15 protein-coding genes and 1 tRNA gene are annotated in these 19,963 nt (G+C 69.9%); 4 read left to right on the top strand and 12 right to left on the bottom strand.

Features of this window, described 5'->3' with window-relative positions; all coding sequences use genetic code 11:
• Positions 1-61: 61 nt before the first annotated feature.
• From EPN98_RS22690 to EPN98_RS22675, 4 genes are all read right to left on the bottom strand, one after another.
• A complete protein-coding gene (locus EPN98_RS22690) occupies positions 62-1,171 on the bottom strand; it encodes a CmpA/NrtA family ABC transporter substrate-binding protein (RefSeq protein ID WP_293365213.1) in 1,110 nt (369 codons plus the stop codon).
• The gene (locus EPN98_RS22685) at positions 1,168-1,746 is read right to left on the bottom strand and encodes an ANTAR domain-containing protein (RefSeq protein ID WP_293365212.1); all 579 of its coding nucleotides are present in this window, start codon (positions 1,744-1,746) and stop codon (positions 1,168-1,170) included. The genes EPN98_RS22690 and EPN98_RS22685 overlap by 4 nt, the downstream gene beginning before the upstream one ends.
• Positions 1,747-1,834: 88 nt before the next feature.
• Complete coding sequence (locus tag EPN98_RS22680; protein ID WP_366558517.1) at positions 1,835-2,482, bottom strand: NTP transferase domain-containing protein; 648 nt, start codon at positions 2,480-2,482, stop codon at positions 1,835-1,837.
• Positions 2,483-2,608: 126 nt separating this feature from the next.
• Positions 2,609-2,684: transfer RNA gene (locus EPN98_RS22675), tRNA-Thr, on the bottom strand.
• 73 nt (positions 2,685-2,757) lie between these two features.
• Here EPN98_RS22675 and EPN98_RS22670 point away from each other — a divergent pair.
• The 3 genes from EPN98_RS22670 (at position 2,758) to EPN98_RS22660 (ending at position 4,999) form a co-directional block, all read left to right on the top strand.
• On the top strand, positions 2,758-4,002 hold the full coding sequence (locus EPN98_RS22670; protein WP_293365211.1) for an FAD-dependent oxidoreductase: 1,245 nt from the start codon (positions 2,758-2,760) through the stop codon (positions 4,000-4,002).
• A gap of 6 nt (positions 4,003-4,008) precedes the next feature.
• Positions 4,009-4,461, top strand: coding sequence for a YaiI/YqxD family protein (locus tag EPN98_RS22665; RefSeq protein ID WP_293365210.1), 453 nt, complete (start codon positions 4,009-4,011; stop codon positions 4,459-4,461).
• A 61-nt stretch (positions 4,462-4,522) separates the two neighbouring features.
• Positions 4,523-4,999: a cytochrome c family protein gene (locus EPN98_RS22660; RefSeq protein WP_293365209.1), complete on the top strand. Its 477-nt coding sequence runs from the start codon at positions 4,523-4,525 to the stop codon at positions 4,997-4,999.
• A 239-nt stretch (positions 5,000-5,238) separates the two neighbouring features.
• Here the strand turns inward: EPN98_RS22660 and EPN98_RS22655 are convergent, their stop codons facing one another.
• From EPN98_RS22655 to mnmH, 4 genes are all read right to left on the bottom strand, one after another.
• On the bottom strand, positions 5,239-8,481 hold the full coding sequence (locus EPN98_RS22655) for an efflux RND transporter permease subunit (protein WP_293365241.1): 3,243 nt from the start codon (positions 8,479-8,481) through the stop codon (positions 5,239-5,241).
• Positions 8,481-9,725 carry an efflux RND transporter periplasmic adaptor subunit gene (locus EPN98_RS22650; RefSeq protein ID WP_293365208.1) on the bottom strand — a complete coding sequence of 415 codons (1,245 nt, stop codon included), beginning with the start codon at positions 9,723-9,725 and terminating at the stop codon, positions 8,481-8,483. The genes EPN98_RS22655 and EPN98_RS22650 overlap by 1 nt, the downstream gene beginning before the upstream one ends.
• A gap of 190 nt (positions 9,726-9,915) precedes the next feature.
• Positions 9,916-10,686, bottom strand: coding sequence for a class II aldolase/adducin family protein (locus tag EPN98_RS22645; protein WP_293365207.1), 771 nt, complete (start codon positions 10,684-10,686; stop codon positions 9,916-9,918).
• Positions 10,687-10,718: 32 nt separating this feature from the next.
• The gene (gene mnmH, locus EPN98_RS22640) at positions 10,719-11,804 is read right to left on the bottom strand and encodes a tRNA 2-selenouridine(34) synthase MnmH (RefSeq protein WP_293365206.1); all 1,086 of its coding nucleotides are present in this window, start codon (positions 11,802-11,804) and stop codon (positions 10,719-10,721) included.
• Positions 11,805-11,844: 40 nt separating this feature from the next.
• Between mnmH and selD the strand changes: the two genes are divergently transcribed.
• Positions 11,845-12,882, top strand: a complete 1,038-nt coding sequence (selD, locus tag EPN98_RS22635) for a selenide, water dikinase SelD (RefSeq protein ID WP_293365205.1) — start codon at positions 11,845-11,847, stop codon at positions 12,880-12,882.
• Between the two features lie 236 nt (positions 12,883-13,118).
• Here the strand turns inward: selD and EPN98_RS22630 are convergent, their stop codons facing one another.
• The 4 genes from EPN98_RS22630 to glpK form a co-directional block, all read right to left on the bottom strand.
• The gene (locus EPN98_RS22630) at positions 13,119-14,516 is read right to left on the bottom strand and encodes an FAD-binding oxidoreductase (protein WP_293365204.1); all 1,398 of its coding nucleotides are present in this window, start codon (positions 14,514-14,516) and stop codon (positions 13,119-13,121) included.
• A 46-nt stretch (positions 14,517-14,562) separates the two neighbouring features.
• The gene (locus tag EPN98_RS22625) at positions 14,563-14,925 is read right to left on the bottom strand and encodes a GFA family protein (RefSeq protein WP_293365240.1); all 363 of its coding nucleotides are present in this window, start codon (positions 14,923-14,925) and stop codon (positions 14,563-14,565) included.
• A gap of 568 nt (positions 14,926-15,493) precedes the next feature.
• Positions 15,494-18,343: a pitrilysin family protein gene (locus EPN98_RS22620; RefSeq protein WP_293365203.1), complete on the bottom strand. Its 2,850-nt coding sequence runs from the start codon at positions 18,341-18,343 to the stop codon at positions 15,494-15,496.
• A gap of 59 nt (positions 18,344-18,402) precedes the next feature.
• Positions 18,403-19,899 (bottom strand): glycerol kinase GlpK, encoded by a 1,497-nt coding sequence (glpK, locus tag EPN98_RS22615; protein WP_293365202.1) that lies wholly within the window; start codon positions 19,897-19,899, stop codon positions 18,403-18,405.
• Between the last annotated feature and the right edge of the window lie 64 nt (positions 19,900-19,963).

Here is a 19,963-nt window from a genome sequence, read left to right as displayed (position 1 = left end):
TGCTCAGCGCCTGGGCGCCCAAACGTGCTGCAACGCACAATATGTGGACGATCTGGAGCGCTCAGCCCTCGGGATTCCGGCTCAACCGGGCGTTCACCGCGTGGTCCTGCGCGGTCGGCAGCCGGAACGAAGCCTTCTCGGCAAAGCCTTCGAGCACCTCCAGCAGAGGTGTCGTCGGCAGCCCGAGGGCCTCGGCCGCAATCGCGTGCAGGTCCGGCCGGTAGACGCGACGCGCCACCGCCTCGATATCCACTTCGGCGGGGATGTGGGCCCAGCGCATCATCTGGCTGAGCAACCAGCCCGCATGTGTAGGCTGCGGGGCGCTGGCGCCATCGGCGTGAAAGACCATGTCCTCCAGCGAGGTCTCGATCACCGCGGCGTCGGCCCCGACATAGTGCGGCTGCGCCAAGAGGGCCGCCAGTTCGGCGCGGTTCGCCGCCTCGTCGGCCCACGCGCCCGCCCGCAGCATCGCGCGCAGCAGGGCCTGCAACTCGTCGGGGCGCTTCGCGGCCCAGCTCTCGGTGACTGCGAACACCTTGTCGGGCGTCCGGGGCCAGAACTGCGAGCCACGGACGGCGATCACCCCCGCTCCGGCCGCCACGGCGGCGGTGTCCCATGGCTCGGTGACGCAGAAGCCCTCGACGATCCCGCCCACCAACAACTCGGTCATGCGCGACGGCGGGGCGATCGTCAGGCGCACGTCGCGATCGGGATCGATGCCGGCCCGGGCCAGCCAGTCGCGCAGCAGATAGTTGTGGACCGAAAACGGGAAGACCACGGCCAGTGTGATCGGGCTGGCCCCCTCCTCGCGACGCCGCGCCACCAGCCGGGCGAGGCCATCGGCGGTGCTCCCGGGCCCGATCGCCGCGGCGATGCGCGAGGCCACGGTGATGGCGGGACCGTTGAGATTGAGGGCAAGAGGCGCCACCAGCGGCGTCGGCTCGGCGCCCGCCGCGCCCAGGCTGATCGCCAGCGCTGTCGGGGCCAGCATGTGGGCGCCGTCCAGCGCGCCGACGCTCATCTTGTCGCGCACGGTCGCCCAGGAGACCTGGCGGCTAAGCTCTACGTCCAGCCCTTCGTCGGCAAAGAAACCCTTCTCCTTCGCCGCGATCACGACGGCGGCGTCGTTCAGCGCGATGAAGCCCAGGCGCAGAGGCCGTTCGCCGCTCATGACGCGTTCCCTTTCAACACGCCAGCGAAGGCGACGAGGTCGGCGGCCACCGCCCCCAGCGGCCGGCCGGTGTCCATAGAAAGCTTCCGGAGCACGCGATACGCCGCCTCCTCCTCCAGCCCGCGCTCCTTCATCAGGAGCGCCTTCGCCCGCTCGATGGTCTTGCGCGACGCCAGGTCCGCCTTGGCTTTCTCCAGATCCTGGCGCAGCCCGTTCATAAGCTGAAAGCGGCTCATGGCCACCTCCAGCACCGAGCGGACCCGAGCCTTGGAGAGCCCGTCCACCACATAGGCCGAGACGCCCGCCAGCACCGCCTGCTCGGCGAGGCCCGGCTCCGAGCGGTCGACGAACATCACCACCGGGCGGGGATTGGCGGCGGTGGCCTCCCGCAGGCTCTCGATGGTGTCGCGATCCGGGCTGTCGGAGGCGACGACGATGACATCAGGCGCGAAAAGGGCGGCCTCGTCCTCGCGGAACAGAAGCGCATGGCGGACTTCGAGCGGCTCGACTCCCGAGAGTCCCTCCGCGACCAAGGCCGCCCGGGCCGGGTCAGGATCCACGACAAGGACGCGCATCCCCGCTGCCCTACGGGAGAACTTCCCTGCGGACGCCCATCATTCAGGCGCCGTACCCCGCCTCACCCGTCCATCGCCGCAAAATCGATCACGCCCTGCCGCCTTCTTCATCAGACTCGGACTCGATCAGCGCGGCCAGCAACCCGTCGCGCTCTTCGGGTGTGTTCGCGCCTCGCAGGCGGGCTGCGGCGTCCGGCGGACAGACAAGGCGCGACAGCCCCGCGGCCTGGATGAACCGGGCGACGGCCCAGCCCGGGCCCGCGTCCTGCGGCGCCGAGGCGACGTCGATGACGAGGGGCAAGTTCAGGTCTTCATACGCCGCGCCCGGGCTCGACGATGCGACCAGCGGCCGAAGATCTTCCGCGCTCGCTGTCGGCGCGTCGACGGCCAGGATGAGCACACGGTCGCTCCCCAGGGCCCGCGCCGCGGCGACCCCCGCGACGATCCCCGCCACGGGCCCGCCGTCCGGCCCTGGATCGTCGATCCGGCCGAAACCGTAGTCACCGGCCCCAGCCGTCAGCACCCGCTCCGCGCCGGCCCGCCGGGCAACCTCGGCGATCCGGTCCACGGCGCGCCTCCCGTTCCAGACCAGCGCGGCCTTGTCGGCGCCCATGCGCGTCGAGCCCCCGCCCACAAGAATGATCGCCGTCAGATGCATCAGGTCTCGTCGGGCGCCCGAAGCGCCGACGCAAGAGGCATCGCACGGCGCTTCCGGCGAACGCAGGATCGCGGCCACCACGTTCGCGAGGCTGTCCGCTTGCGAGATCCCGCGAGGCGCGCCCCGCCTTCATGGAACACCGCTCCAGACCGCCGCTCCGCGAGCGCGCCGAGCGCCGCTGACGCACGTTGGCGAACGGGGCGATGGTGCCGGATGCAGGACTCGAACCCGCGACCTTCGGTTTACAAAACCGCTGCTCTACCAGCTGAGCTAATCCGGCGCGCCTTCTGGCCCCTCCTTAGACGGTGGACGCGGCGCGCCGCAACAGGCCATCGTGCTTGCGGGAGGACGTCATGGTGACACGGCGCGGGGCGCTGACAGGGATGGCGGGCGCGGGTCTGGCGCAGGCGGGCGCGGCCTCGGCGGCCGGGCCGCAGGCGCGGCGGCGGGGCGCGGGGACGGCGGGCATCTACGACGTCGCGGTGATCGGGGCGGGCGTTTTCGGGGTCTGGACGGCCTGGCATCTGGCGAAGCGCGGGGCCGCGGTCGCCATCGTGGACGCCTACGGCGCGGGGCACGCGCGGGCCTCGTCGGGCGGCGAGAGCCGGGTGATCCGGCTGAGCTATGGCGCCGATCCGATCTACTCGCCGATGGCGCGGGACTCGCTGACCGCCTGGGCCCAGCTGTCGGCGCGCGGACGCGAGCCGATCCTGCACCGCACCGGCGTCCTGTGGTTCTCGCCGGCCACCGACGACTACATGGCCAAGAGCGTGGACTGGCTGACGATCAACAAGGTCCAGCACACCCGGTTCGACCTGGCCGGCCTGCACGCCGCTTATCCGCAGGTGGTCTTCCGCGACGGCGAGTCCGGCTTTCTGGAGGCGCAATCGGGCGCGCTGATCGCCGGGCGCGGGGTGCGCGCGGTGCTGGCGGACGCGGGCCTCGAGGCGCGCGTGCTGAAGGCCAGCCCGCCCGAGCGGGACGCCGGCGGGGCCTATGCCGTCGGGCCGGGCCTGAGGGCCAACGCCCTCGTCTACGCGTGCGGCCCCTGGCTGCCCAAGCTGTTCCCGCAGGTGCTGGGCGGACGCATCACGCCCACGCGGCAGGAGGTCTATCACTTCGGCGCCCAGCCGGGGGACACGCGCTTTGCGCCCCCCGCCCTGCCCGTCTGGGCCGACTTCAATGGCGGCGAGTTGGTCTACGGGATGCCCGACCTGGAGGGCCAGGGTTTCAAGCTCGCCTTCGACCCGCATGGTCCCGTCGTCGATCCCGACACCCAGTCGCGACAGGTGACGGCCTCTGGCGTCGAGCGGGCGCAGGCCTACCTGGCGCGCCGGTTCCCGGGGCTGGCGGATGCGCCGCTGATCCACGCGCGGGTCTGCCAGTATGAAAACAGCTCGAACGGCGACTTCCTGCTGGACCGCCTGCCCGGCCACGACCGCGTCTGGCTGGTGGGCGCCGGCTCCGGACACGGCTTCAAGCACGGCCCGGCGGTCGGCCTGCGCGTGGCCGCTCATGTGCTGGAGCCGAAGACGCCCATCGAACCGCGCTTCAGCCTGGCGACGAAGGCGACGCGGGCCGAGCGGTCGGTGTACTAGGCGCGCATGCGAATCTTCATCGACGCCGACGCCTGCCCGGTGAAGGACGAGACCTACAAGGTGGCGGGCCGCTACGGCCTGAAGGTGTTCGTGGTCTCGAACAGCTTCATCCAGATCCCGACCTCTCCGCTGATCGAACGCCGTATCGTCGACGCCGGCCCTGACGTGGCCGACGACTGGATCGCCGAACAGACCGAGCCCGGCGACATTTGCGTGACCAACGACATCCCCCTGGCCGACCGGGTGCTGAAGGCCGGCGGCGCCGCCATCGCGCCCAACGGGAGGCCGTTCACCGCCGACAGCATCGGCTCGGCCCTGGCCCAGCGCTCGATCATGGAGCACATCCGCTCGACCGGCGAGATCACCGGCGGGCCTAAGCCGTTCGCCGGCGCCGACCGTTCGCGCTTCCTGCAGGCCCTGGACGAAGCGGTGCAGCGGGAACGACGGCGCAAACGCTAGAGCCGGCTTGCATCGACGAAGCTTCCGGCTAGCTTGCGGCCGACTTCAGCCGGAGACGACTATGCGCCTGGGACCGATCCTCGCCGCCACTGCCCTCGCCACCCTGGTCGCCGCCTGCGGCCAGCCCGCGGACAAGGGCGCCGCCTCTGGCGCGGCCCCCGCCAGCGACGCGGAAAAGGCCGCCTTGCTCGCCACCTACCCGGCGCCCTACAACACCGCCGACCTCGCCAACGGCAAGGCCAAGTTCGCCCTCTGCCAGTCGTGCCACACCATCACGCCCGGCGGCGCCAACATGACCGGCCCCAACCTGCACGGGGTGTTCGGCAAGAAGGCCGCGGCCAACAGCGAGTTCAACTATTCGGATGCGCTGAAGAACGCCGGCATCGTCTGGGACGCCGATCATCTCAGCCAGTGGCTCGAGAAGCCCCAGACGTACCTGCCCGGCACCAAGATGTCGTTCGCCGGCCTGAAGGACGCCAAGGATCGCACCGATCTGATCGCGTTCCTGATGGTCGAGACCGGGCACAAGGGCAAGTAGGCGGCTCGCGCAAGAGGCGCAACAGATTGTCGCGCGACAACCTTGACGCGCACCCCGACTGAGCCCATTGTCGGGATGTCGACGAAGAGCATCTGTCTGGATCGGCACCCTAATCCGAAGGGCGGCGCCCCCCGCCGCCTGCCGGGCCCAGGGACCTGACACCCCCCTTTACTCCAGGCTCCCTGGCGCCCGTCGGATGGGGCGCCTTCGCGTCACAATGGCCCCGGCGAAGCGGCGCGCTATTCGGCGGCGTTGGCGACGCGAGCCTTCTCGGCGTCCTCGAACGCCTCGATGCGGCGCGCCGTGGCCATCGGCGATTTCGTGAACTTCGCCAGCATGTTGTAGAACACTGGCACCACGAACAGCGTCACCAGCGTCGCGAAGATCGCCCCGAAGAAGATGGTCACGCCGATCGTCTTGCGGGACTCGCCGCCGGCGCCGCCCCACACGATCAGCGGGATCGCGCCCGCGGCCGCCGAGATCGACGTCATGATGATGGGACGCAGGCGCAGGCTCGCGCTCTCGATCACGGCCTCGCGGATGCTGAGCCCTTCGTCGCGAAGCTGATTCGCGAATTCCACGATCAGGATGCCGTTCTTGGCCGCGATACCGATCAGGATGATCAGGCCGATCTGGCTATAGGTGTTGATCGAGGAGTCGGCGATCAGCAGGCCGAACAGCCCGCCGACGGCGGCCACCGGCACGGTCAGCATGATCACGGCCGGGTGGATCCAGCTCTCGAACTGCGCGGCCAGGACCAGGAACACCAGCAGCAGCGCCATAGCGAAGGCCAGCCCGATCGAGCCGGACGCCTCGAGATAGTCGCGCGCGCCCCCGCCCCACTTGAGCTGGATGGCCCCGGGCTGCTTGGCCGCCTCGTCGCGGAAGAACTGGATCGCCTCGCCCATGGAGTAGCCGGGGTTGAGCTGCGCGTTCAGCGAGATCGACCGCAGTCGGTCCACCCGCGCCCGGTCGGGCGTGTCGCCGCGGATCTGCGTGGTCACCACCGACGAGAGCGGGACGGTCTCGCCCGATGACGTCCGGACGTAGAGCCGCGACAGGTCGGCCTCGGTCTGGCGATTGTCGCGGTCGGTCTGCAGAAGCACGTCGTACTCCTGGCCGTTCTTGATGTAGGTCGTGGCCCGCCGTGAGCCGAACATGGTCTCGAGCGCCCGGCCCACCTGCTGCGAGGAGACGCCGAGCGAGGCGGCCTTCTCGCGGTCGATATTGACCACCACCCGCGGGCTGGTCGGCTCGTAGTCCAGGCGGGGACGCGCCAGGCCCGGATTGCGGCCGGCGGCCTCCAGGATCGGCGCCATGAACCGGGCGATCTCGGGATAGTCGGTGCCGGTGGCGATGACCGACAGGCTGGTGCCGCCGCCCCCGCCCCCGCCGCCGCCCGGGCCGCCGCGCTGCAGGCCGCCCTCGGCCGCGACGATCGCGCGCACAGAGGTGATCGACGAGAGTTCACGGTTCAGACGGGCCGCGACCTCCGGGGCCGTGGTCTTGGCCTCGTCCGAGAGGATGGCGTTGCCGCCGCCGCTGTTGAACGAGTTGTTCCCGAACCGCGGCATCGAGAATACGTAGCGCTCGAGCGTGCCCTCCTTCACATAGCGGTTCAGCACGGCCTCGACCTGCTTGGCGGCCGACAGCGTGTAGTCGAAGCCCGCGCCCTCCGGCCCCATGATCATCACCATGGCGCGACGGCGATCTTCCTCGGGCGTGAGTTCGCGCGGCAGCACGCTGAACACGCCGAAGGCGGCGACCGCCAGGAGCGCCACGAGAGCCGAGGCGCCGATCGAGACCCCGCGCCGACCCAGCAGGGCCTCGAGCGAGGCGTGGTACGACGCCTTGAGCTTGTGCATCGCCGCGTCGACGTTTCGCGCGACGAAGCCCTCGCCCTTCGCGGGCCGCAGCAGCTTCGACGCCAGCATCGGCGACAGCGACAGGGCCAGCAGCGCCGAGAACGCCACCGCCGCGGCCACGGCGACCGCCAGCTCCACGAACAGCCGGCCGATGAAGCCGGGCAGGAACATCAGCGGGGCGAAGACCGACAGCAGAACGATGGTCGTCGCCACCACCGCGAAGAACACCTGCCGCGCCCCGCGTTGGGCCGCCACGATGGGCGGTTCGCCCTCGTCGATGCGTCGCTGGATATTCTCGACCACCACGATGGCGTCGTCGACGACCAGGCCGATCGCGAGCACCAGCGCCAGCAGGGTCAGCAGGTTGATGGAGAATCCGAGCGGCGCCAGGACGATGAAGGTCGACAGGATGCAGATCGGCGCGACGATTGTGGGAATGATCGCGGCCCGCGCCGTGCCCAGGAATACGAAGTTCACCAGGGCCACCAGGGCCAGCGAGATGCCCATGGTGATCCACACCTCGTCGATCGCGTGGCGCGTGAACTCGGTATAGTCCACCGAGACGTCCAGCTTCGTGCCCTTGGGCAGGGTCGTGTTGATCTCCGTGATCGCCGCGCGGATCCCTTCTGAAATCTCCAGATCGTTGGCCAGGCTCTGCCGGAAGACCGCAATGCCCACCATGTCGCGGCCGTTCATGCGGAACAGCCGGCGCAGCTCGTCGGGTCCCTCCTCCACCCGGGCGATGTCGCCCAGGCGGGTGATGTAGCCTTGCGCCGCGGTCGCGCCGGTCACGTCGCGGGTCACGCCCTGCGCCGCGCCGGCCCCGGCCGCCGCGCCGCCAAGGGCGGCTGAGCCCTGCGCCTGGCTTGCCGAGCGCGCCGGCACGATGGGCATGCGGGCGAACTGCTCGGGCGTCGCGTAGCTCCGGGCCACACGGATCGTGAAGTCCTTCGCGGGCGCCTCCAGAGAGCCGGCGGGCAGCTCGGCGTTCTGGCTGTTGAGGGCCGTCTCGACATCCTCGACGGTGATCCCGCGCGCCGCCATGGCGTCGGGATTGAGCCAGATGCGCATCGAATAGTACTGGGCGCCGCCCACGCCGACATTGGCCACGCCGGGAACCGTCGACAGCCGCTCGACGAGGTAGCGCTGCGCGTAGTCCGACAGCGCCAGACGGTCCATCGTCGCCGACGTCAGGTTCAGGAACATGATCGGCGACGAGTCCGCCGTCGCCTTTTGGATCTGTGGCGGATCGGCCTGTTCGGGAAGCTGGGCCGAGACGCGGCTGACCGCGTCGCGCACGTCGTTGGCGGCGGCGTCCAGGTTGCGGTCCAGCTTGAACGAGATGCTGATGCGTGACGAGCCGTCGCGCGACGCGGAGTTGATCCGGTCGATGCCTTCGATGCCGGCGATCTGGCGCTCGATCACCTCGGTGATCCGCTCCTCGATCACTTCGGCCGAGGCGCCGCGATAGCTGGTCGAAATGCTGACGACCGGCGGGTCGACGCTGGGCAGCTCGCGCACCGTCAGCGACGTAAACGAGGCGAAACCCACGACGCACAGGATGATCGCCGCGACCGCGGCGAAGACCGGCCGCCGGACCGAGATGTCGGAGAGCATCATGCGGCGGGCCTCGCGGCCGGACGCGGTCCCTGCGGCGCGGCGCCGGGGGCGGCGCCCGCTGGCCTCGGTCCGGCCTTGCCGGGCACGGCGTCCATTCCGGGGCCCCGCGCCACGCGCACGGGCTGGCCCGGCTGGATCTTGTTCAGGCCATCCGCCACCAGTCGCTCGCCGGGCCGCACGCCATCGACGATCTCGACGAAGCCCTGCTGGCGCACGCCGGTCACGATGGGGCGCTGCATGGCCATGGTGCGGCCTTCACGCGCGGTCAGCACATAGACGAACGCGTTGTCGGCCTGCACGGAGACGGCCGACTCCGGCGCGCTGGGGCTGCTACGCTGGCCGCGCGAGACGCCCACGCGCATCAGCATGCCGGGCTTGAGCTTGCCCGAGCCGTTGGCGAACTCAGCGCGCGCGGTGATGGCGCGGGTGCGCTCGTCGATCCGGGTGTCCAGCTTGGCGATGCGGCCGGTGATGGTCTCACCGGGATAGGCGTCGGCGGTGGCGAGGACCGTCTGCCCCTCGCGGAGTTGGCCCAGGTAGCGCTCGGGCACCTGGAAATCGACCCGCATCACCGAGGTGTCATCCAGGGTCACAATCGGCGCGCCGGGATTGACCAGCGCGCCCGGCGCCACGTCCGACAGGCCGACCACACCGGCGAAGGGGGCGCGGATGACCCGGTCGTTCTGACGGGCCTTGGCGGCGGCCACGTCCGCCTGGGCCGCCCGCCAGGTCGCCTCGCGCTGGTCCACCAGCGCCTTCGAGGTCCAGCCCTGGTCGCCCAGGGTCTTGTAGCGGTCGTAGGCCCGCTTGGCCTCGACCAGCCGGGCTTCGGCCTGGGCCACGCCGGCGTTCTGTTCGGTGTCCCTGAGCTCGACCAGTACGGCGCCGCGGGCCACCCGCTGGCCGTCGGCGAACCGCACCCGGTCCACGAGCTGCGTCGCCGCAGCGGTCAGGGTGACCGACTGGCGCCCCTTGGCGACGCCCAGCACTTCGATGGTGTCTTCGAAGACCCGCGGCTGGACCACGGCGACGGAAACCATCGTCATCGGGCCGCCACGGCGCCCCCCGGGGCCGCCCATCCCGCCAGGCCCGCCGCCGCCCTTGCCCTGGGCCATGGCTCCCCCGCCGGGCGGTCCGCCCTCGCCGCCGGGCTTCTTGGAAAGCACCTTGAACCCGCCCGCCACCACCATGACGGCCAGGACCAGGACGGCCGCGATGAGGAAGAAATGGCGTCTGATCAACCGACTGGGCTCCGTCGCCCGCAACCTGCGGGCGCTTTACTGGCAAACGAGCGCGCTCTTAGGACGCTCCTTACACGTGGTCCAGTGACAGGAGGATGGCTCAAGGTTGCGGTCCTGAAACGTGGACCTCAAACGCAAACGGGCGCCCAGTCGCGAGGCGCCCGCTCGATCCTGTGACTGTCTGAGGGCGTCAGGCGTCGTAGCCGGGCAGTTCCCGGTCGAGCTTGCGCAGGCAGCCCGGCCAGGCCAGGGCCCCGCCGATGCCGCGCGCCACCTGCGACCGCACCTCGGCCTGCGAGGCCTCGGGCGCGATCAACACCTTGTCGCGACCGCCGCTCATGGCCTTGATCTGCATCGTGCAGGCGCGCTCGAGATAGTACATCGACACCCAGCAGTTCGCCGCCGTGTCACCCACCGCCAGCGTGCCGTGGTTCTTCAGCAACATCATGGTCTTGTCGCCGATATCGGCCACCAGGCGCTCGCGCTCGTCGTGGTTCAGCGCGATCCCCTCGTAGTCGTGGTAGGCGAGGCGCGGCAGGCAGATCAGCGCGTGCTGCGACAGCGGCAGCAGGCCCTCGGCCTGAGCGGCGACCGCCACCCCGTCGTCCGAGTGCAGGTGCATCACATACCGGGCGTCCTCGCGCGCGGCGTGGATGGCCGAGTGGATCGTGAAGCCCGCCGGATTGATGAAGTAGGGCGTGTCCTGAAGGATGTTGCCGTCCAGGTCGATCTTCACCAGCGAAGACGCGGTGATCTCCTCGAACAGCAGGCCGTACGGATTGATCAGAAAATGGTGCTCGGGCCCGGGGATCCGCGCCGAGATGTGCGTGTAGATCAGGTCGTCCCACCCATAGAGGGCGACCAGGCGATAGAGCGCCGCCAGGTCCACGCGGGCCTGCCACTCCTCGGCGCTGACCTTGCCCTGCAGCGAAGCGACGCCGGTGACGGATCCGTCGGCCATGGACGTTCTCCCAGTTGGTTTCCGTTGTTCACTTAAGGGTCGCGCCCCAGCGCCGAGGCGTCAAGCTCGCCGACCATCTGGGCCACCCGATCCACGGCTTCCACCAGGCTGGCAGGGTGGTCCGGAACCAGGCTGACGGCGCCCAGCAGCGCCCGGTCGTGGCGCTTGCGCGAGCGATCGTAGGCCGGATCGTAGTGCAGGACCATGATCGCCTGGGCCAGCTCGGCCAGCGCCCCCTGCTCCGCCATCGCCTGCCAGCTCGCCAGGCGCTCGGCGCTGATCCGGATCGGCAGCCGCGCGAAAATGTCGTCCAGCGCCTTCCGGTCGGCGACCACGTCGGCGTAGGCGGTGGCCAGGTAGCGCGCCCGGTCGGCCGCCTCGGCGACCAGTTCGATCCGCGGCGCCTCGGCCAGGCGGGTCCATAGCGCCGGCGGGATCATGCGCTGGCCGATCTTGCTGGACTCGGCCTCGGCGACGACGACGCGGGCGGGATCGAGGGCGTCCAGAACGCCCAACAGGCGGCTTTCGAACAGCTTCTGGCTGGGCTGCGGTCGGCCGGGCAGCGCCCCGAACAGCGACCCGCGATGCGCCGCCAGACCTTCCAGGTCGAGGATCTGAAAGCCCGCCTCGCCCAGCCGGCCCAGCACCTCGGTCTTGGCCGAGCCGGTGTGGCCGTCCAGCAGGACGAAGCGATGGTCCAGGGTCTGGTCGTAGAGCCGCCGCACCACCTCGCGACGATAGGTGCGATAGCCGCCGGTCAGCACCGTCGTGCGCCAACCCACCTGGCTCAGGATCGTCGCCATGGCGCCCGAGCGCATGCCGCCCCGCCAGCAATAGACCAGCGGCCGGAACCCGCCCGGCTTGTCCGCCAGCGCGGTCTGCAGATGGTGCGCGACGTTCCGGGCCACATAGGCCCCGCCGACCCGGCGCGCCTTGAAGCGGTCGTCCTGGACGTAGATCGTCCCCACCTCGGCCCGCTCTTCGTCAGAGAGGACCGGCAGGTTCACCGCGCCCGGCAGGTGATCCTCGGCGAACTCGCCCGGACTGCGGGTGTCGATCAGCATGTCGTACCGCGTCAACGCCGCGGCGGAGATATCCTCGGTGACCTCCAGGCTCATGACGGTGCTATAGCCCGGTTTCCGCCGCTGGAGAGCCCGCATGTCCGAAGTCGTCCGCCTGACCTCGCTCGCCCACGGCGGCGGTTGCGGCTGCAAGTTGGCGCCCGCGGTGCTGCAGGACATCATCAGCCGCGTCCCCGCTGCCGCGGCCTTTCCGAACCTGCTGGTCGGGACCGAGACCTCGGACGACGCCGCCGTCTGGCGGCTGAACGACACCCAGGCGCTGGTGGCCACCACCGATTTCTTCATGCCGGTCGTCGACGACCCGTTCGACTTCGGCCGCATCGCCGCGACCAACGCGCTGTCCGACGTCTACGCCATGGGGGGCACGCCGATCTTCACCCTGGCCATCGTGGGCATGCCGGTGAACGTCCTCGACCCCGACACTATCGGGCGGATTCTGGCCGGCGGCGCGTCCGTCTGCGCCGCCGCGGGCGTGCCGGTGGCGGGCGGCCACTCCATCGACAGCGTCGAGCCGATCTACGGCCTCGTCGCCCTGGGCCTGGTGCATCCCGACAAGGTGCTGACCAACAAGGGCGGCCGCGCGGGCGACGTCCTGATCCTCACCAAGCCGCTGGGCGTGGGCGTGCTCAGCGCCGCCTTCAAGCAGGAGAAGCTGGACGCCGCCGGCTACGCCGCCCTGATCGGCAGCACCACCAAGCTGAACGTCCTGGGCGCGCGCCTGCCGGACGTGGCGGGCGTCCACGCGGTCACCGACGTCACCGGCTTTGGCCTCATCGGGCACGCTCTGGAGATGGCCAACGGCGCCGGCCTGACGGCGGTCATCGACGCGCAGGCCGCCCCGCTCCTCCCCGGTGTCGAGACGCTGGTTCAGGCGGGCGTCCGCACCGGCGCCTCCACCCGCAACTGGGCCAGCTATGGCCACCGCGTCGAAGGCGCCGGCGAGGGCTGGCGGCGCGACCTGCTCACCGATCCCCAGACCAGCGGCGGTCTCCTGATCGCCGTGTCGCCCGACGCAGCCGACGAGGTCCTGGCCCTCGCCCGCGCCGACGGCTTCGACCGGGCGGCCGTGGTGGGCCGTCTGGAAGCTGGGTCGGCCGGCGTCCGCGTGGCCTAACCCTCACGACCGCTCATCCCGGCAAATGCCGCGCCCCCGACGAGGCTCACTGCGAAAGCGAGCGGATTCAGCGTCCGACAAGCAGACGCGCCGAATGTCCGCGATGGGTGGGTTGGGGTCGTCGAGTTCTGGCTCCGAAGCAGACCTTCACGCTCGGCGCGCGATGCGGAGACCCGTTTTGCGCGACGAGCCCACGGCGGGTCTGGTCATGGCTGATGCACCCTCTCGCCCGCCGCCTAGGCCGCGTCCGCGGGCGTTATGTTCGAGTTGATGCGGAACAGATTTCCGGGGTCGTAGGCGGCCTTGACGCGGCGCAGGCGCGCATGGTTCTCGCCGAACGAAGCGCGCACCTTTTCGGGTGAATCGTCCCCGGTGATGTGGTTGGCGTAGACCCGCCCCAGGAGGTGCGGTTCGAACCTGCTCCACATGGCGCGGACCCACGCGATGTGGGTCTCACTTTCCGCCGGATCGGTCCAACAGCCGATCGCGTCGATGTCCCATTGAGGGCTCCGTGCAGCGAAGGCCGTGGCCGATGGCGGTCGCCGGCAGATGGAACCGTGAACGTAGAACATCAGAAGCGCGTTCATCGGCGAAGAGAAGCTGCGAGCGGCGGCGATGAATTCGTCGATCAGCGCGTCCGAGAGCGTCTCGGTAAACGCCGAACGCCAATAGCGCTGCAGCCCATGCACGGCGTTCGGCTCGTCGAGCATTACCTGGCGCTCCCCGTACGACATCGATCGAACGAGGTCGGCGCTCGGCGTTCCAAACTGGCGCAGTGGGGCGAAGACCCGCTCGCCTTCCTCGATCGGCCCGTTGTAGCCCATGAGCAAGGCCAGCATGGGCGTTCCCTCTGGCGCGAGGAGGCCCGCATGGGCCTCGGCCGCGTCCGGGAGGGTCGGAACGAAGTCGCGATAAAACCGCAGCGCGTCGCGCGCCTGATCCAACGGATGGAGCACCATGCCGCCCAGCACTTGGCCGACGGGATGGAGCTGGAACTCGAACTCGGTGACGACGCCGAAATTGCCGCCGCCGCCGCGCAGGGCCCAGAACAGGTCGGGCTCCTGTCTTTCACTCACCCGACGCAACTTGCCGTCGGCGGTGACCACCTCCGCCGAAATCAGGTTGTCGACAGTGGCGCCGTGCAGGCCGCCCAGCCAGCCGATGCCACCCCCTAGCGTAAGGCCGCCGACGCCGGTGTTGGATACCGTTCCGCCTGTGACCGCCAGACCGTGCGCCTGGGTGGCGGCGTCCAAGTCGAGCCAAAGGGCGCCGCCGTGGACGCGGGCGATTTGGCGAGCGGGATCGACCGTGATCTGCCGCATCAGCGAGAGGTCGAGCACCATTCCGCCGTCGTTGACGCCATAGCCCGGTGCGCTGTGGCCGCCGCCACGCACTGAGAGCAGGAGGGCATGGGTGCGGGCGAAATCGATCGCCTGCGCCGCGTCGTGGGCGTCGGCGCTCCGGACAATCAGGGCCGGCCGGCGATCGACGTTGCCGTTCCAGACCCGTCGCGCCGCGTCATAGTCGCCGTCCGAGGCGAGGATCACGCTGCCTCGCAGCCGCCCGCGAAGCCCCGCGATCGCCGCGTCATCCAGACCAACGCGACCGCCATCCAGAGTCAGGCTGTACAGCATTTTTCCAAGTCCCCTTTTGGCGAAGCGGCGTCGCGGCCGTCAGTGGCTACTCATCGACAAGCTCGCCGGTCCCTCCGAACTCGACAGGAAAATCCCTGTACTTCGGCAGGCCATCGCGAATTGGAAGGACCGTCTCGGCGTAGTTGACGTGACCGATCGGCTCGAACTTCAGGCTAGGAAGGGTCGCGGCGAAGACGTCGAACATGCCGAAGTCGGGATGATGGATCATGAGGTGGCCTGCGCACAGGCGGCAGTATTGACGATGGCTGATACTGTCGGGAGTCTTGTGAAACGTTCTCACATGCTCCGACCCTGCGACGATCCGCACGGTCTCAGCCTTCCACATCGTCGAGGCGTGAACCGGGCTGCCGGACCAAGACCGACAGGAATTGCAGTGGCAGTAGGCCATGGTTTCCGGAGCCCCTGACACCTCGATCCGAACAGCCCCGCAAAAGCACTGACCGCGATGCAAGTTCATGTCCTGCTCCCCCAAACGCCTCACCTCACCAATCCAGTTTGGAAAGCTAGAGGATCAGGAAAGACGACGGCGGACAATATGTAAGATATTACAAATATACTAGGGCGCAACCTATGGTATTAATTCTTGACCATTATTCGAATGCCTCTCGGTGGCTCTCGGTCAGTCGAGGGGTCGCTTCACACGCTACGGCATTGACGTCAGATCACGGTCGCCAGGTCGAACGTCACGTTTCAGCACCGAGGTGAACGTCTCCCATTGGCGCCTCTAGAGCGCAGGAACAGCACCGGATGAATGTCTCAGATGGGTCGAGGCTGTATAAAAACTCGCGGCGGGCGGGGCTATCGGCGGCTGCATAGCGCAAGAGGCGCCGATCCGGTCAGTCCCGGATGGCGGCGATGAGCGGCCAGGCGCGAGTTCTTACACAGCCTCGGTCGAGAGCCGTCATTGCCTTTTGACCCAAATGACGACGCAAACACCCGGATTGCTGATCTCAACCCTACCTGTCCGCCACCTCGTCCTTGATCATCACCGGCGCCCCGTAGCCCAGGCCGGTCATCCGCGCCGCCTGGGTCCGGGCGTCGCCCACCACCACGAACGTCATGGCGTCGGTGCGCAGCTGTTTGGCCGCGATGGCCTGGACCTTCTCCACCGTCATCCCCGACACCACCCGCGCTTCGGCGCGCAGGTAGTCGCGCGGCAGGCCGTAGTCGCCGACGTTGGCCAGGATCTTCAGCTTGGCGGCCGGCGTCTCGAACGCGCGGGCGTTGCTCTTGCTGATGAAGGCCTTCGTCACCTCCAGGTCCTGCGGCGTGAAGGTCCGCCCATAGTCGCGCACGATGTCGCGGATCAGCGTGGCGGCCTCCAGGGTCACATTGGCGCGCACCGGGCTCGTCACCTGGAACGCGCCGTCATAGGCCCCGCCGCGGAACGTCGAGCGGACGCCGTAGGTATAGCCCTTGTCCTCGCGCACCTGCTGGATCAGGCGCGAGGCGAAACCCCCGCCGCCCAGGACATAGTTGGCCACCCACGCCGGATAGTAGTCCGGATCGTCCCGGCGCAGCGCCGGATAGCCGAACTGCAGCATCGACTGCTTGGCGTCGGGCAGGTCGTAGAACACCACCCGCGACGCCGACGGCGGATCGGGCGCGGGCGGCTTGGGAACCTTGGCGCCGCCCGCCTTCCAGCGCCGCCCCAGATCGCGCAGGGCCGCGACCGTCGCGTTGCGGTCGACCGCCCCGACCACCCGGAAGCGGGCCAGGTTGGGCGCGATGGCCCGGGCGTGGAGCGCCTTGAGCTCGGCCAGGGTGAGGGCCTGGACCGACGCCTCCGCGCCCAGCGGGTTCAGGCCCAGCGGATGGTCGGGGCCGTAGGTCACATGGCTCATCACCCGCTCGGCCAGGGCGGGCGCTTCCGCGCGGCGGCTCTGGATGGATGCGACCGTCGCGGCCTTGGCCAGGCGCAGCTCGGTCTCGTCCCACCGCGGCTCGAGGATCATCTCCCTGAGCAGATCCATGGTGGGGGCGAAGTTGCGGGCCAGGGTGCGGCCACTGATCAGGAACCGCTCCTCGCCCGCCGAGACCGTCACATCGGCGCCCAGCCCCTGCAGCGCCTGCTCGAACTCCGCGCGGGTGCGCCGGACCGTGCCCTTGGTCAGCATCTGGGCCAGCAGGTTCGCCGCGCCGGGTTTCTTCGGGTCGTCGAACAGTCGCCCGCCGTCGATCGAAAGCTCGAAGGTGGCCAACGGAAGTTCGCGATCCTGCATCCCCATAAGCCGCAGGCCGTTCGGCAGGCGCGCCTCCCAGATCGGAGGCGTCTTCACCTGCGGCGGCGGCCCGTACGGCGGCTCCACCGTGCGGTCGAAGCTTGAGGCGGTGCGCTTGTAGACGGCCTGCCCGGCGTCGGGATCGACCGGCTTCTCGGCGCCCTGCACGATCCGCTCCTCCACCACCCGCGCAAGGGTCGCGCCCTGCACCGCCAGCTGCGGCTGGTCGCGGGGCACGAAGCTCGCCGCCACGTGCGGACGGCCCTTGATGTAGGCGCGGTAGACCCGCTGCAGGTCGGCGGCGGTCACGGCGCGCAGCATCGCCAGGTCCCGGTCGGCGAAGTCCGGCGTCCCGGCATAGACGTCGTAGCGGGCCAGGTTCCGCGCCTTGCCCAGCACGCTCTCGAAGTTGCGGTAGAACTCGACCTCGCGCCGGATCTTCGCCCGCGCCAGGTGCTCGGCCGCGACGCCGTCACGCTCGAAGCGCGCGAACCCCTGGTTCACGCCGGCCCGCACGCGATCCAGGTCGACGTCCTTGAAGGCCGTGATGACCAGGTCGTGCTCCCCGGCCAGCACGCCGTCCGAGACCTGCGCCTTCAGCTCGGCCGTCAGCCGCTGCTCCTCCACCAGCACCTTGCTGAGCGGCGCGTCCTTGCCCTGCGTCAGCAGGTCGAACAGCAGGGTGAGCGCCCAGGAGTCTCTGTGGTGCCGGGGCACGGTGGGCCAGGCCAGCGTCAGCTGCGGCAGTTCGGCGAAGGCGTCCGGGTAGTAGACGTTGCGATTGGCGCTCAGCGTCGCCTTGCGCGGCTGCAGCCGGGGCGCGGCCGTCCCCTTGGGGATCTCGGCGAAATACTTCTCCACCCAGCCCCTCGCCTGCACGGGATCGAAGTCGCCGGCGATCACCAGCGTCACGTTCCCCGGGCCATACCAGCGCCGATAGAACGCCTTCACATCGCCCAGCGTCGCGGCCTCCAGGTCGGCCATCGAGCCGATCAGCGGCCAGCTGTAAGGATGGTCACGCGGATAGAGCTGGGCCGCCACCACGTGCTGGGCGAAGCCGTAGGGCTGGTTGTCGTAGAGCTCGCGCTTCTCGTTCTTGACGACCTGCTTCTCCTTGGCCAGCACCGGGTCGGTGACGGTGTTGATGAAGAAGCCCAGCTTGTCGGCCTCGGCCCAGATCATCTTCTCCAGGGCGTCGTTCGGCACGGTCTGCAGATAGTCGGTGATGTCGCGGTCGGTGGAGCCGTCGGCCCCCGATCCACCCACCCGCGCCGACAGCTTGTCCAGCCCGCCCTTCCCCAGGTTCTCGCTCTCCAGGAAGAACAGATGCTCGAACAGGTGGGCGAACCCGGTCCGGCCGGGCGTCTCGCGCGACGAGCCCACCCGCGGCGCCAGGACGACGGCGGTCACCGGGTCGGACCGGTCGATGTGGAAGACCACGTGGAGGCCGTTCGCCAGGGTGAACTGCTGGACGGGCGCCAGCTGGCCGGTGGGCGGCGGCAGACGCGCCGGCTGGGCCGCGGCCGAGGTCGCAAGCAGCAGCGCCGCCGCCACCCCCGCCGTCCACGATCCGCCCAGCGCCATGCCGTCTCCCTACGCGACGTGACCGGACGTTAGAGGTCGGCGGCCCCGACTGCCAAGCTCTAGCCCGCGCGGACCCGGTTCACCGCATCCAGCCAGCGGGCGTAGGCCCGCTCGCGCGGGTCAGCGGCCATGGCGGGCCGGTAGCTTTCGGTCTTCGGCCGCGCGCTCGCCGCCTCCTCGACGTCGCGATAGACGCCGGCGCCCACGCCCGCGAACAGCGCCGCCCCCAGCGCGGTGGTCTCCTCGAACGTGGCGCGGCAGACGCCCACGCCGGTCAGGTCCGACAGCCGCTGGCTGAACCAGGCCGACCGTGCCATGCCGCCGTCCATCCGCAGCTCCACCTCGCCCTTGAACGCATGCGGCGCATCAGCGCGCATCGCCTCGATCAGATCGCGGGTCTGCAGCGCCGCGGCGTCGAAGGCGGCCCGCGCGATCTCGGGCAGGCCCGCGTCTCGGGTCAGGCCGAAGATGCCGCCCCGGGCGTTGGCGTCCCACCAGGGCGCGCCCAGGCCGGTGAACGCCGGAACCAGCACCACGCCCAGGTCGTCGCGCGCCCCGGCCGCCAGCGCCTCGGCCGCCCTGGGTCCGCCCTGGACGCCCAGGCCCTCGCCCAGCCACTGGATCGCCGCGCCGGCGATGAAGATCGCGCCCTCCAGCGCATAGGTCGTCCGCCCGTTCACCTGCGCCGCCACCGTCGTCAGGAGGCGCGCCTGCGAGATCGGCGCCGCCTCGCCGGTGTTCAGCAGCATGAAGCAGCCGGTGCCGTAGGTGGCCTTCATCTCGCCCGGGCGGATGCAGCCCTGCCCCATCAGCGCCGCCTGCTGGTCGCCGGCCACGCCGCGGATCCGGATCGCCCGGCCCAGGATCGAGGCTTCCGTCTCGCCGAAGTCCCCGGTGCAGTCGCGCACCTGCGGCAGGATGTTCAGCGGCACGCCCAGCATCTCGCCCATCTCGGTCGACCACTCGCCGGCGCGGATGTCGTACAGCAGGGTGCGCGAGGCGTTGGTGGCGTCGGTGGCGTGCACCCGGCCGCCCGTCAGCTTCCAGATGACCCAGCTGTCGATGGTCCCGGCCAGCAGTTCGCCCCGCTCCGCCGCCGCCCGCGCGCCGTGAACATGGTCCAGCAGCCAGCCCAGCTTGGTGCCCGAGAAGTACGGGTCGAGCAGCAGGCCCGTCAGCTCGGTGACCCGGGCCTCGTGGCCGGCGTTGCGCAGCGCCAGGCAGGCCGGCTCGGTGCGGCGGTCCTGCCAAACGATCGCCCGGTGCACGGGCTTACCGGTGGTCCGATCCCACAAAACGATGGTCTCGCGCTGATTTGTCACGCCGATCGCCGCGACGTCGGAAAGCGACCGTCCGGCCTTGTCCAGCACCGCCCTGAGCGCCTTCACGGACTCAGCGAAGATCTCCTCGGCGTCGTGCTCCACCCACCCATCCTGAGGGTAATGCTGCTCGAGAGGGCTGCCCGCCTCGGCCAGGGCGCGCCCGTCGGCGGCGAACAGAATGGCCCGTGTGGAGGTGGTGCCCTGGTCCAGCGCCAGGATCAGCGGATCGCCCATGATTTACGATTCCCTAACCGCGAAGTGACCCGGCTTAAGCATGTCTTCACCGCCCCGCGCCAGA

Origin of the sequence: Phenylobacterium sp. (assembly GCF_004299445.1) — a bacterium.
In the GTDB taxonomy this organism is placed as follows: domain Bacteria; phylum Pseudomonadota; class Alphaproteobacteria; order Caulobacterales; family Caulobacteraceae; genus Phenylobacterium.
Note: the sequence above shows the minus strand (reverse complement) of the source record. Positions and strands in the feature narration are given on the sequence as shown.